This is a genomic window from Lactiplantibacillus sp. 7.2.4 (genome assembly GCF_018991185.1).
GTDB lineage: Bacteria > Bacillota > Bacilli > Lactobacillales > Lactobacillaceae > Lactiplantibacillus > Lactiplantibacillus pentosus.
The window spans coordinates 39921-54025 of sequence record NZ_JAGYGS010000008.1 but is presented as its reverse complement, the minus strand read 5'-3'; the positions used below and the strand labels follow the sequence as shown (position 1 = coordinate 54025).

The following is a 14105-nucleotide window of genomic DNA, read 5'->3' as shown; positions in this document are numbered from 1 at the left end:
TCGACTAAACGCAAGACTAGCTGACATTGAGATTCGTGAATCGCATTCAGGTAATCTTTTCAGTAACTAGATGCCATAATTCAGCATTGATCCCGTTTGAGAGCTTGCCTGAAGGACCAGAAACCTAATATTCAGTGGTCAATTGTACCTAGATAGGTGGCCGTTCATCTGCCATTCGAGCGGGTTCCCGACTGTAGGGGCTGGCTGACAATGCTCAAGGGCGAAATTCTTCTTGTCCGGGTGAATTTCCCGGGCTAGAAGAAGACTCGTATTTGAAATTGCGCAGTGGGTTTCTGCGTGAGTTCAAATCGATGTCCGCCCTGTTCCAGCGTTGTCAGCCGGCCCCGGAGGTCGGAATAGAACGCGTCTCGGCAGACGAACAGTAAACCGACCAACAGGCACGTTTAAATCATCTTTAATGCCAAATAATTAACGCAAGGCTCCGCCCAATGAATCTCATCAATTCATTGGGCGGAGCCAACTCGAAAAGGCATTTCAAAATGATGGGGCGATCACACCTCAGCACCAGTCACAACACAGCAGTACACCACACGTCAAAAAGTGGCCATAAAAAAATCCAGTCAAATGACTGGATTAGTTGGTTTAACCGTAATCGGGAAAACAGGATTTGAACCTGCGACCCCTACGTCCCGAACGTAGTGCTCTACCAAGCTGAGCTACTTCCCGAGAAAATTAAATAAAAAGCCTTAGTAATCACTAAGACTGTGTTAAACGATCGGGAAAACAGGATTCGAACCTGCGACCCCCTGGTCCCAAACCAGGTGCTCTACCAAGCTGAGCTATTTCCCGATACTAATGCACCCAGTAGGAGTCGAACCTACAACCTTCTGATTCGTAGTCAGACACTCTATCCAATTGCGCTATGGGTGCTTATTTAAAATGCCGAGGACCGGGATCGAACCGGTACGGTTATCACTAACCGCAGGATTTTAAGTCCTGTGCGTCTGCCAATTCCGCCACCCCGGCAAATTAAAAGCGGAAGACGGGATTCGAACCCGCGACCCCCACCATGGCAAGGTGATGTTCTACCACTGAACTACTTCCGCATAATAAAGCTATTCAATTGTAAATGCCGACTAGAGGATTCGAACCTCCGACCTCCTCATTACTAGTGAGATGCTCTGCCAACTGAGCTAAGTCGGCATGTGCGGGTGAAGGGATTTGAACCCCCACGTCGTAAGACACTAGAACCTAAATCTAGCGCGTCTGCCAGTTCCGCCACACCCGCATGATATTAACCATGCCCGTTGCCGGTCTAACAGTTCTTACTGGTATGCCTTGACAACTATTTAACTTTATCATCTTGTTGAATAGTTGTCAACAACTTTTTCAATTAATTGGATAAATATACTTTTTTAATGGATAAACAAGTTCTATTTTTCCGACAAGAAATATTATAGCACGGTAGCCTAAAATAGCAAACCCTATTTTCAAAAAAATTTTATTTAATTTCAAAAAAGCCACTGAAACCGCCTTTTGACGGCTGAAATTCGGCTGTAAATCTCCATTAAAAACTAACCTTTATCTTCCATAAAGCCTGCTTTCCACCAATTTTACTGCTGATACGCGTTAATTTTATACTCATAAATTATGCAAAAACGCGGACCCGCATCACTGCGAATCCGCGTTTGACTAAATCATCAGTTCGATTTAACCTTGTTTTTCGATTTTAGTCTTGCCGTGCATGTAAGGCACTAAGACATCTGGAATCGTGACCGTGCCATCTTCATTTTGATAGTTTTCCAAAATAGCTGCAACGGTCCGACCGACTGCTAAGCCACTCCCATTCAACGTGTGGACGAATTGGAGTTTACCATCATCGTCGCGATACTGGATGTGTGCGCGCCGTGCTTGGAAATCAGTACAGTTTGAACAACTTGAAATTTCACGGTACTTGTTTTGTTCTGGGAACCATACTTCTAGGTCATGCGTCATGGCCGCGGTGAAACTCATATCACCAGTCGTCAACGTAATCACGTGATATGGCAAGCCGAGCTTCTTCAATAATGATTCAGCATTATTGGTCAGCTTTTCAAGTTCATCCCATGAATCTTCAGGCTTCGTAAACTTGACCATTTCAACCTTATTGAATTGGTGTAAACGAATCAAGCCCTTGGTATCGCGACCGGCACTACCGGCTTCTTCCCGGAATGCTGGCGATAGCGCTGTGAAATAAACGGGTAATTTTTCTGCCGGAATAACTTCATCGCGGTAGTAGTTTACCAATGGGACTTCAGCAGTTGGGATCAATGTTAAATCTTGTGTCGTGATCCGGAAAGCGTCTTCCTTAAACTTAGGGAATTGGCCGGTCCCGTACATTGATTCATCCGTCACCATGTATGGTGGTAAGACTTCGGTATAGCCTTCTGCTTCATGTTGGTCCAAGAAGAAGTTGTAGACGGCCCGTTCGAGTTTGGCACCATCACCAATGTAGTATAAGAACCGACTTCCTGAGACTTTGGCGCCCCGTTCGAAGTCCAAGATACCTAAATCTTCACCGATGTCCCAGTGGGCTTTTGGTGTGAAGTCGAACTTCCGTGGCGTCCCGATCCGACGTAATTCAACCGCGTCTTCTTCCTTCAAGCTGACCGGCACGTCTGGATGAGGCATGTTTGGTAAATGAGCTGCCATGTCTTGGACTTGCGCGTCGATCGTCCGGCGTTGTTCATCCAAGTCTTTAACATCCGCACTAACCTTTTGCATTTCAGCAATTTCAGCACTGGCATCTTCTTTATTGCGCTTCTTTTGTGAAATTTCACCCGAGACCTTGTTCCGAGTAGACTTGAGTTGTTCACTCTTCGCAATCAATTCACGGCGTTGTTCGTCCGCAGCTAACAAGTCATCGATATCACTAGCAGCAACGCCCCGATGACCAAGTTGTTCTTTGACAAAATCGGCATTTTGCCGAATCATTTTAACATCTAACATAACGACGTCTCCTTTGTAGAAATTAGTTGTAAATAAAAACAGTCTCTCCTCCCATATTGGGACGAAGAGACTGCGATTCGCGGTACCACCCAAGTTCAGGATTATTTGTTAATCCCACCCTTAAACGGATAACGGCCGTGCCGTGCAGTATTACCTGCCCACATTGTCGCGCCGGAGTTTCGACTGCCGGTTCACACCACCCACCGGTTCTCTGAACGTCTACTTAAAACGCGCCGTGTTTACTATTCACTGTCTACTATAAATCATTGATGTCCAAAAGGCAACTAGCCGAGACTCTTAACCTTTTCATCAATCAAGCGAATGACTTCCTGACGGGCACTCGGGTCCGCAACGAAATCTAATTGGTCGCCATCGATTTGCATCTTAGGGCTGTGGTCATAGTTAGCGTACCAGTCCGTATACCGTTCGTTCAACGTTTGATAGTATTGGTATAGGTCTGGATCTTGGTCGATTTGTTCATATGAGCGGCCCCGCTTTTGAATTCGCTTGAGCATCGTATCGAACGAAATATTGATGTGAATCAACAAGTCTGGGCTCTTCTGATGCTCAGCTTCAGGCAATTCTTGCATCATGTTATTCAATAGCGAGTCGTAAATGTCAACTTCGGTGTTGGTCGCCCGTCCCAAATCCCCGTTTAAATGGAACAATAATGAATCTTCGAAGATTGAGCGGTCCAAGACGTCCAAGTCGTTGGCAAACGCTGATTTGATACTATCCAACCGTTTATTTAAAAAGTAGATTTGTAATAAGAACGCATACTTCTTAGGGTCCTTATAAAATAACGGCAAAATGGGATTATCATCAACTGATTCGTAAAACGCTTTAGAGCCGAAATGTTGGGCTACTAATTGCGTTAAACTCGTCTTGCCGGCACCGATTGTTCCTGACATTACAAGCATGGGGCGTCTCTCCTTTTAGTCACGTCAAAATTTTGATTATCTTTAAAAGCAACACTACATATTGTACGCACCCAAGTCCTAAAATGCAATATCTGGTGAGTCAATTCCATAAAAAACTTAGTTTGGCTTAATTTGTCTTGGGAACGTGATTAAAGCGTGCTGGTTTTCAAGGTCAAAAGCGGCCTTTCCACCACCATGCGATTGGCTTCCTGGCTGTAGCGACCGACAAGCACTAAGCCAACCAACTGTCACGTTTTAATTTCATGCTAGATGATGACTAGCATAATTTCTAATTTCATCCCACTAAAAAAGGCATCCCCCAGATTGGAGACACCTACTCAATTTGCTGTTCAAGAACATCCGCGACTCAGGGGCGTACCACCGTTTATATCGCGTCAGTCATGTTCCTAAGCAAGTATTGCTTAGCCGCCTTTTCACGTGCCTTTAACAGGCTCACGTATTGTTCCAAGGTCAGGTTGTGCTTGGTCATGAATTGGGCACTCTTTTTGCCGACGTAGCGGAAATGCCATGATTCATAATCAATCCCTGTTGACTTGGTCCCGCTCTTCGTAAAGCGCAGTACGAAACCGTAGTCTGGGGCGTGCTTGATTAACCATTGTTGCCCCTTGTTCTTGTCTGATGAAGAGAGCAACTGATTGCCATGCGTGTTATACCAATGCGTGTTCATGATATCAGCGGCTAAGCCGGTCTCATGCTCACTACCACGTGGTACCGCCACGTATTCTTTCGTCAGCTTCAAGGCTTCTTTGGCCGACTTGCCCTCATTCTCATAGGTTTGAATCGATTGACTCCAAACCTCTTTTTGATAGGCAACGGACCGGTAACCAGAAACGATGGTTGCCGGGTACCCGGCCTTCTTAGCGCCAGCCATGAAAGCTTCCAGCGGCTTGACGATGGATGTCCGGACATCGATCCCGTTGACACTCGACTTACTGAAACTCATTTCTGAGCGCTTGTTCCACTTGTTGACGACAACCAAATCAGCATCCGTCGACTTGACGCCCTTCGGCAATTCACTGATCAATCGTTGTCGTTTGGTCTGCGTCTTGGTCGTTTTCGCCGAACTGCTTGATGATTTTGACGCACTCGACTGGCTGTTAGCGCCACAACCACTCAGGACGCCGACTAACGTTACTAATGCTAAACCTCTTACTAAATTACGCTTCCACATTTCTCTCGCTGCCTTTCTCTGTCCTAGCTTAGCATAGAGGACGGATTTAAAACTTGTTTTCCAGTCGATATTTGATAATTTTTAATGATTTTTTCATTTAGATCGTTCATCAATCCTCGCATAATCATATCTAATTTGATTGCCAGCCGACTCCCCGTTTGACAAAAAATGCACCTAACTCCAACTGCGAGTTAAGCACATTCTAAACACGAGTTAATCTTTACCATGATGATGGCGGGTTAAGTCAACCTTATCCAGCGGAATCATTTTGGTATGATAACGAATCTTGTAATAGACGTATAACACAATAAATAATGGGATACTCATGTAAGTGACCCCGATGGCTTGCCAGTCCAGTGTCGCAAAGGAATGCAAGTCTTGTCCAATAATGACGACCAAGCAGAGGATAAAGGCGAACCATGGCCCAAATGGGAACCACTTGGCATGGTAACGCAACTCACTGAGCTGATGGCCCTGCTTGACAAACGCCCGCCGGAACCGCAAATGTGAGATGGCAATTCCTAACCAGGCGATGAAGCCGGTCAATCCACTTGCAGACACCAAGAAGATGTAGATTCGTTGACCAAACAGGCTCGATAGGAACGTCAAGAGGCCAATGACCGTGGTTCCTAATAATGCCATGATTGGAATTCCACGCCGGTTGACCCGACCGAACGTCTTTGGCGCGTAGCCTTGTAATGACAAGGAGTATAGCATCCGCGTCGACGCATACATCCCTGAATTGGCTGCAGACAGGACGGAGGTCAAAATCACCGCGTTCATGACACTGGCAGCCGCTGCCAACCCGGCTCGTTTGAAGACTAAGGTAAACGGACTGATCGCAATATCACTCGCTGATGAACCCAGCAAGTCCTTAGACGTATAAGGAATAATGGCCGCAATCACAAAGATGGCCAAAATGTAGAATAATAAGATCCGCCAAAAAACTTGTTTGATGGCCTTCGGAATACTCTTCTCCGGCGTTGCGGATTCGCCCGCGGTAATCCCAATCAATTCCGTCCCCTGGAATGAAAAACCAGCGACAACGAACACGCTGAGAATCGTTGGAATTCCGCCCACAAATGGCGCCTTTTTATACGAGAAGTTGCTGAGGCCCGTCGCGTGACCACCCATGATGCCGACGATCGTCAACACCCCGATGACCAAGAAGACCAGGACCGTCACAACTTTGATCAGTGAAAGCCAGTATTCCGTCTCGCCAAACGACCGCACCGACAAAGCGTTGATCGTAAAAATCAAGACTAAGGCAATCAGACTGAAGACCCAGCCGGGCACGGTCGGCAACCAGAATTGCATGACGATTGCTGCCGTACTGATATCGACTGCCAGCGTAATCGCCCAGTTGAACCAATAATTCCAGCCCATCGCAAATCCCAGCGCTGGGTCGACAAACTTGGTTGCATACGTTGAGAACGACCCGGATACTGGCAAGTACGTTGCCATCTCACCCAGACTCGTCATTAAAAAGTAGACCATGATACCGATGCCGACGTACGCCAGTAGCGCCCCGCCTGGCCCGGCCGTTGAAATTGCAGAACCGGATGCCACAAACAGACCAGTCCCGATACTACCACCTAGTGCAATCATGGATAAGTGCCGGGTCTTTAAGGACCGGTGCACATCCTGATGTTGTTCTTCTGCCATTGCAGAACCTCCAAAAATCGATTTATATCTAAAAGTGTTCACACCGATTCAGGTTTAGCACAACCAAAATAAAAAGCCTTCTTGCAACGCGAAAACGTGCGCAAAAAGACTTTAATCAGATTGATTGACATAATTGCTGATTTCATCGTCGATAGCGCCCCGCAACTATTCTAGCTGCGACAGTCCTTGATTTATTCAACCAAGGCCCAACGGATGAATCGGTCATAGATTCATCTATTTCGGCGGTTGCCCCGTTCACTGACCTTCACTAGTGATGACCCACTTCTAGTCAGTTACTATTGTTAACCGCGTCCTCTTCTTTCGATATACTCAACCATTATATCCGACCAGTCCTCATTTGACAACCGGTCTTAATCGTTAATTTTAATAAAATTGATCTGGCAACATCGTCTTACCTAAAGCCTTGTTGTCAGAGTAGTCGATTGGAATGTCCACAACGACTGGACCATCCGTGGCAAAAGCTTGATCGAGCACCTTTTCTAGGTCAGCAGGTTGGTTGACCCGTAAACCGGTGGCACCAAAGCTTTCAGCATACTTGACAAAGTCGACTGGGCCAAAGTGCACGGCCGCATCTTCACCGTACTTCATCTCTTCTTGGAACTTCACCATGTCGTAGGTACCATCGTTCCAAATCAAGTGCACGATATTCTGCTTCAAGCGCACGGCCGTTTCAAGTTCCTGAGCGGAGAACAAAAAGCCCCCATCACCCGAAACGGAAACAATCTGGGTGTTTGGCCGAACTAGTGCTGCGGCAATCGCCCATGGTAGGGCGACACCCAAAGTCTGCATCCCGTTACTGAACAGTAAGTGGCGTGGTTCATAGCTCCGGAAATGCCGCGCCATCCAAATGTAGTGGCTCCCGACATCAACAGTGACCGTCATCTCATCGCTGACCCGTTGTTGCAAAGCTGCGATGACCGATAGCGGATGATTTAGCTTAGACTGCTTATCAATATTAGGCACAAAGTCCCGCGTTTGTAGGCGTTCTTGTAATTCACTCAAATACGATTGGGCATCATTACTGATGTTATAACCCTTCATGTATGGTAACAAGAAGTCCAGAGTCTGCGCGATGTCCCCAATCAATTCCGTCTCTGGTTGGAAGTTATGATCAAGTTCCGCGCGCATGGCGTCAATCACCACGATGCGGGCCTTACCTTCTGCATTCCAGTTACGTGGTTCGTATTCGATTGGGTCATAACCCACCGCAATGACCAAGTCAGACTTCTTCAATAACATGTCCCCTGGTTGGTTCCGGAATAAACCAACCCGACCAAAGAAATGGTTGGCTTCCAAATCACGTGAAATCACACCGGCTGCTTGAAACGTCTCGACAACTGGTAAGTTCGCCGCCGTCACGAGGTTGCGAATCGCCTTTGTGACTTCTGGTGAGGAAGCACGCATTCCAACTAATAAGACGGGCAACTTGGCTGCTTTGATCTTTTGTGCCAGTAACGTGGCTTCAACTGGACTAGCTGGTCCTAATTTTGGTGCTTGAATCGGTGTGATGACTGGCGTCCGAACGATTGAGTCCGTCACGTCTTGTGGCACACTGACGAAGCTAGCACCCTGCTTAGCCGCCGTGGCTTCCTGATAGGCATTTGCTAACACTTCAGAAATGTTTTCAGGTTCTTGGACTTCAGCACTGTACTTAGTGATTGGCTTGAACAGCGCCGCGTTATTCATACTCTGGTGAGTCAAACGTAACAAGTCGGCCCGTTGAACTTGCCCAGAAATCGCGAGGACCGGGTCCCCTTCAGCGGTGGCAGTCACTAAGCCGGTTGCTAAATTACTAGCACCAGGACCAGAAGTGGTCATAACGACCCCGGGTTTACCCGTGATTCGGCCAATTCCAGCCGCAATAAAAGCAGCGTTTTGTTCGTGGCGTGTTACGATCAACCGCGGACTCTTAGGGTTAACGGGATGTTCTAAGCGTTCAAACACCCGGTCGATCTTGGCACCGGGAATCCCAAATACATACTTAACATCGTGGTTTACAAGGCTATCGACGATTGCGTCGGCCCCATAGTACTTTTTATCAGCCATGTTGATCTCCTCTATCTTGTGAAATTCATTGTTAGAATACCATAATTAATGCCTTAATAACAGTAATTTCCGCCTTGTGAAATAAAGTATATCTGATCGAAAATCAAATCCAAATACTAAAAGCGCGTCAACATTGATTTACCGAGGGAAACCGCTCTCAAAATTTCTTAAGTTTGTAGGATGGCTCACTTGTTCGTTCGCATCCGCGCTAACAATCCGTTTAATTGCGCCATTTTGTCATCAGAATAGTTGGTCCAATCTAGGACCGGTATCTGCTGGACGGCTAACAATTCCTTGATGAGCGTTGCCAATTTTTGTTGGGCCAAAAAGTTCAGCCATAACTGGTCAGCTTGCGAAAAGATTTGATTAACGACCTTAGTCCCTTCATGGGCGACTGGTTCCACGTCCTTGAAAACTTGGTCAAAATAGCCGTAGTTCGGAAAGGTCTGCAGCGTCCCCTCGATGGCCGCGACCACGTCAGTAATTGAAATCTCTTCAGCTGGTCGTGCCAGGTGGACACCCCCGTTGTTACCACTAGTTGAGGTAACTAGTCCAGCAACGACCAATTTGCGAATGATTTTGCGAATATACGACGCAGAACCGCCGATTCGTTCGTGAAGCACGTCCGCTGTTAACGGAATCTCCGGCTGCTGTGTCGCTAGTAGTACGAGCACACAAGCCGCCTGTTCAAATGATTTTGCGAGTTGCATCTACCCATCTCCTAAACGTTTAATGCGACACAGTCATAAAATAATTCAGTCTGTCCAGGGCCAAACGGGGCGTACTCCGGATGTCGAACCGAATCATACTGGCGAAAATTAGCATGCAACAGAATTTGTTTGGACGCCGGATTATTAGCTAAACAACTCGCCGTAATACGCCGCAACTGTAATGTTTCAAATCCGTATTTCAAGATGCGTGCTACTGCGGCGGTCATGATGCCCCGCTGCCAATACTGCGCGTTCAGCATGTACCCTAAATCCATTTCCTTAGCAGCTGGCTCACCAGTATTGGTCATCCGTTCATATAACCCAACACTCCCAATGACGTGCTGGGTCGCCTCTAGTTCAATCGCAAAGATCTGCGGGAGCTTTGCTTGTTGCTTTAACAAAAATTCGGCCTCCGTTAGACTGTGCGCCGGTGCAAAGCCCGCCGACGCCGCAATCCGCGGGTCACGAACCAATTCATAGTAATCCGCGGTATCTGCTAACGTAAATGGTCGTAGCGTGAGTGCTTCGCCTCGTGCCGTAACCGTAACCATGCCCATATCTGTTCCACCTGACTTGCGTTATAATAGTTATGTTAACCATATCAAATTGAGGTGATTGCATGCAAGTTATAACACAAAAATTAACCGCATCGAGCGCGCAATTGACCGGTTATTTGCATCAACCGGATGCTAACGCGCACCAAACGACCTTACCAGCAATCATTATTGTTCCGGGTGGGTCTTACACGCACATTCCAACAGCCCAGGCCGAAAGTCTCGCGATGGCGTTTGCGGGTCATGGCTATCAGGCCTTTTACTTAGAATATACCTTACTTGGTGACCAACAACCATTGGAATTGGCTCCCGTTCTCGACTTAGGACGCGCGGTGGCCTTACTACGCGCACACGCGGACGAATGGCACATCGACCCTGACCAGATCACACCGGCCGGCTTTAGTGTCGGCGGCCACATCGTCGCGCTCTACAACGATTATTGGCGGACCAAGGTGGCAACGGCCCTTGATGTTGAACCAGCAACGCTCAAGCCCAAGTCCGTTATTTTAGGCTATCCTGTGATCAGTCCGAAACTCGGTTTTCCTAAAGATGACGCCACGATTGCAACTTGGACGGCTACTCCAGATGACTTAGCAGCGGAACAACACGTCACGGCTGACAACCAGCCGACCTTCATTTGGGTGACGGCCGATGATCCAATCGTGCCCGCCGCAAATGCCTTGGCCTACACGACAGCCTTAGCCACTGCCGAAATTCCATACGAACTGCACGTCTTCAAGCATGGGCCCCACGGTTTGGCACTCGCAAATGCGCAAACTGCTTGGAAGCCAGATGCAGACCAGCCGCACGTCGCCCACTGGTTGACGTTAGCCCTTGAGTGGTTGGCGGATAATCGTCGCTAATCAGGCAGTCAGTCGTACCTTTATTTTAACGACAATCAAAGCTAAAAAAACGTTTGTCCAGATTCCAACTCGATTTCACAGTTGAAACGGACAAACGTTTTTTAGTTGATTAACGTAACGATTTCGATTGGCGACTACTAACAAATCAAAAAATTAAATTCGTTAACATACCTTATAAATAGGAGCGATAAAATAACGGCCACTTGAGTAAGCCCGGCGCCCAAAAGACGTAAAACCACTGCATTACCTGGCTCCAGCTCCATGCCAGCAAGACCGCACCGATCGTATCAGTCGGGTAATGGGCGTTGAGATAGATCCGCGAGAAAATGACCAGTAACAGCCACACCACGCTACCCCATTTGACAATCATCGCGGCCCGATAACTTGGTAATTCCGGCACAACGAGCATGATAATGACGCTTACGAGAACAAACGTCCCCAGCACGTGGCCACTCGGAAAACTATAACCGGTATCTTGTGCCAGATGGCTGATGGGCCGGTCACGACCAACGAGGTGCTTAACGATAAACCCCAGAATCATCGCCCCCGCCATGTACGCCAGCGCCCAGAACGCTTGAATCTTGTACTTAAACCCATACATCAGGAAGGCCAGAATCAGGATCCACAGCACATCCATTTCCGGCGAAGCCAGCCAAGCAATTAGCTTGTAAAACACGGTCCAAATCCCGCTATTACTAATTTGGACGAGCGACGTCAGGGCCACATCTAATAAATCAATTCCAATCGCGCCGTCACTAATAAAATAGCTCAGATAGGCAAATAGAATTACCCCAATGACAAACTTGACCGGCCGACTACGCGACTTATCGATCATCAAAACAAGAACCCCCATTTAATATATAAATTACCAAAATTATACCATAGTCTATTAATCGACTGAACGAATCCTTAATATCCACGGCTGAACCTTAAAAAAAAAGAAAGAAGTCGCAATTTCATCACGTTTTGTTAACAAAAAGGTTATGATTAATTTGATAATTCATCGGATTGCATCCTAATTCTTATGTGGATTCGGTATCCGACCGGTGAAAAAAATGCTAAACTATGAATAACTATTACCATTGGAGGAAGAGTTCATGGAAGACATGCCAAGTCGCTCAGAAATGCATCGTGACAAATCGCAGGGAAACAATTCACAGGGAAACGGCAAGGGACCGAAGAAAAAGCACCCTGTTCGTAATACGATTTTAATTATTATTGCCGTCCTATTAGTCGGAACCGGCGCGTTTGCTGCGCGGACCTACTTTAATGCTAAAAACGCGGCTAACACCGTATTCAAAAGCAGTGGGATCAAGAAATCTCGTAATACCAGTGCCGTTTTGAATGGTAAAAAACCCGTTTCGATTCTGTTACTCGGTACGGATACCGGGGCGCTTGGCCGGAACTATAAAGGTCGGACCGATACGATCATCCTAGCAACCATCAATCCGAAGACCAAGACGACGACCTTAATGAGTTTGCCGCGTGACTCCGAAGTTGCTGTTTCAGGATTTGAACAGGACTTCCCTACTAAGTTGAACGCTGCTTACGCATATGGTAGTGCTGGGACCACTATCAAGACGATTCAAAAATGGTTGAACGTGCCGATTGACTACTATGCCCTGATCAACATGGGTGGGATGAAGAAAGTCATCAATGAAATCGGTGGCGTGGACATCACCCCAATTCGGACATTCACTTACGAAGGCTACACCTTCACGAAGGGTCAAAAGGAACACATGAACGGGGCCAAAGCTTTAGCCTACTCACGGATGCGGTATGACGATCCGCTTGGTGACTACGGTCGTCAACAACGGCAACGGCAATTGATCACCGCTATTCTCGGTGAAAGTACCAGTGCTTCCAACTTGTTGAAACAAGACTTCCTCGATTCATTAGCTAAACAAACTCGGACTGACTTGACCTTCAGTAACCTGACCAGCATCGTTACCAACTACCGGAGCGCCACGAAGAACATCGTTTCCGACCACGCTCAAGGAACTGGTAAGATGATCGACGGCCAATCCTTCGAAGTTGTCTCACAATCTGAAAAGCAACGGGGCACCAACGTCCTGCGGAAATCACTTAACTTGAAAGCCGCTAAAACTGGTGAAAAGTTCGCTAACCAAAACTAATCACATCAACACTGATTATTGATTCAAAAAAGCGCTACTCACATTTCTTTAGAGATGTGGGTAGCGCTTTTCTATTGTCTGAAGTGGTGATGTTTAAAGCCACAAACCGCTGATACCCATTATGTTAGTCAATTCGGCTTTAATTATGATAAAAACGTGCTGGTTTCTAAGTTCAAAAGCGGCCAGCTGAGACCCGCTGGAAACAGTGCGAGTAAGCGTAAATTTGCAGTGGTGGCGTCTTCCTATGCCGGCTTCCAGGCATTCTGTGCAATGGCCGGAACGTGGTGGACACAGATTTAAGCCGACAAACCACGTCTTAAATACTGGTCTTTCACTAACCAAGCAAAAGACGCTTGCCAAGTGAAATTTCACCACTGGGCCTTGCCCAGAATACCTTCCAGCCGGGCTGGTATTCGAAAGGCAGACATGTGCGGACCTAACTTTAATTTAACTGGTCGTTGTTTCCTAGTAAACAATCATTTTTGTAATGAACTGTAAGACTAGTTTCTGGTAAAAGCTATCATATTCACGTTCTAATCATGGGAGTCAGCAGTATTACTGCATATTTCAGAACTTTCTCTACTCACCTAAAATAACAAGGTCTGGGATACCAATCGAGAGGGAAATTCTATCGATCAATTTCGAGGATAGTGCCTTTGAAATCAATCTTAAGAATTTCGTATCAGTATTTAAGTCAGACAAGTCTTTAAGTTCAATAAATCAATAAAATCATCATCAATGCTGTTTTTAAGTTTACATGAAGGACCAGTCTCCTAATATTCGATGGCCAATTGCACCAAATTAGGTGGTCGTTCATCCGCCATTCGAGCGGCTTCCCGACTGGAGGGGCTGGCTGACAATGCTCAGTAGCCAAATTATTCTTAGTCGGAAGTGGGCTGCTTCCGGCTTAGAATAAGACTCGTATTTGAAATTGCGCAGTGGGTTTCTGCGTGAGTTCAAATCGATGTCGGCTTACGTTCCAGCAATTGTCAGCCGGCCCCGGAAGTCGGAATGGGACGCGCATAGGCTGACGAGCAGTAAACCCACCAA

General features: G+C 46.9%; 10 protein-coding genes, 7 tRNA genes and 1 riboswitch. Of the genes, 2 read left to right on the top strand and 15 right to left on the bottom strand.

From position 1 onward, the window contains the following. Nucleotides 1-613 precede the first annotated feature (613 nt). The 14 genes from KGF70_RS04425 to KGF70_RS04360 form a co-directional block, all read right to left on the bottom strand. Nucleotides 614-687, bottom strand: a tRNA-Pro gene (locus tag KGF70_RS04425). A 49-nt stretch (nucleotides 688-736) separates the two neighbouring features. Beyond that, nucleotides 737-810: transfer RNA gene (locus tag KGF70_RS04420), tRNA-Pro, on the bottom strand. A gap of 7 nt (nucleotides 811-817) precedes the next feature. Continuing rightward, nucleotides 818-891, bottom strand: a tRNA-Arg gene (locus tag KGF70_RS04415). 10 nt (nucleotides 892-901) lie between these two features. Beyond that, nucleotides 902-987 (bottom strand) — tRNA-Leu (locus KGF70_RS04410). Between the two features lie 8 nt (nucleotides 988-995). Then, nucleotides 996-1067 (bottom strand) — tRNA-Gly (locus tag KGF70_RS04405). Nucleotides 1068-1091: 24 nt separating this feature from the next. Then, nucleotides 1092-1164: transfer RNA gene (locus KGF70_RS04400), tRNA-Thr, on the bottom strand. 3 nt (nucleotides 1165-1167) lie between these two features. Continuing rightward, nucleotides 1168-1249 (bottom strand) — tRNA-Leu (locus KGF70_RS04395). A gap of 422 nt (nucleotides 1250-1671) precedes the next feature. Beyond that, entirely contained in the window at nucleotides 1672-2949 is a 1278-nt protein-coding gene (gene serS, locus KGF70_RS04390; RefSeq protein WP_050338982.1) for a serine--tRNA ligase, read from the bottom strand. Between the two features lie 284 nt (nucleotides 2950-3233). After that, a complete protein-coding gene (locus KGF70_RS04385; protein WP_050338983.1) occupies nucleotides 3234-3869 on the bottom strand; it encodes a deoxynucleoside kinase in 636 nt (211 codons plus the stop codon). 385 nt (nucleotides 3870-4254) lie between these two features. After that, a complete protein-coding gene (locus KGF70_RS04380) occupies nucleotides 4255-5061 on the bottom strand; it encodes a D-alanyl-D-alanine carboxypeptidase family protein (RefSeq protein WP_216767694.1) in 807 nt (268 codons plus the stop codon). 213 nt (nucleotides 5062-5274) lie between these two features. Next, complete coding sequence (locus KGF70_RS04375) at nucleotides 5275-6726, bottom strand: amino acid permease (protein ID WP_050338985.1); 1452 nt, start codon at nucleotides 6724-6726, stop codon at nucleotides 5275-5277. A gap of 144 nt (nucleotides 6727-6870) precedes the next feature. Further along, nucleotides 6871-7052, bottom strand: a riboswitch (Lysine riboswitch). A 58-nt stretch (nucleotides 7053-7110) separates the two neighbouring features. Beyond that, nucleotides 7111-8793, bottom strand: coding sequence for an acetolactate synthase AlsS (gene alsS / locus KGF70_RS04370; protein ID WP_216767693.1), 1683 nt, complete (start codon nucleotides 8791-8793; stop codon nucleotides 7111-7113). A gap of 185 nt (nucleotides 8794-8978) precedes the next feature. Next, nucleotides 8979-9503, bottom strand: a complete 525-nt coding sequence (locus KGF70_RS04365; RefSeq protein ID WP_050338987.1) for an Rrf2 family transcriptional regulator — start codon at nucleotides 9501-9503, stop codon at nucleotides 8979-8981. Nucleotides 9504-9514: 11 nt separating this feature from the next. Further along, nucleotides 9515-10060, bottom strand: a complete 546-nt coding sequence (locus KGF70_RS04360; RefSeq protein ID WP_050338988.1) for a GNAT family N-acetyltransferase — start codon at nucleotides 10058-10060, stop codon at nucleotides 9515-9517. Between the two features lie 62 nt (nucleotides 10061-10122). Between KGF70_RS04360 and KGF70_RS04355 the strand changes: the two genes are divergently transcribed. Further along, nucleotides 10123-10920: an alpha/beta hydrolase gene (locus tag KGF70_RS04355; protein WP_216767692.1), complete on the top strand. Its 798-nt coding sequence runs from the start codon at nucleotides 10123-10125 to the stop codon at nucleotides 10918-10920. 172 nt (nucleotides 10921-11092) lie between these two features. Here the strand turns inward: KGF70_RS04355 and KGF70_RS04350 are convergent, their stop codons facing one another. Beyond that, nucleotides 11093-11755 (bottom strand): phosphatase PAP2 family protein, encoded by a 663-nt coding sequence (locus tag KGF70_RS04350; protein WP_216767707.1) that lies wholly within the window; start codon nucleotides 11753-11755, stop codon nucleotides 11093-11095. 262 nt (nucleotides 11756-12017) lie between these two features. Here KGF70_RS04350 and KGF70_RS04345 point away from each other — a divergent pair, with 262 nt between their 5' ends. Then, on the top strand, nucleotides 12018-13055 hold the full coding sequence (locus KGF70_RS04345) for an LCP family protein (protein WP_216767691.1): 1038 nt from the start codon (nucleotides 12018-12020) through the stop codon (nucleotides 13053-13055). Nucleotides 13056-14105: the final 1050 nt, after the last annotated feature.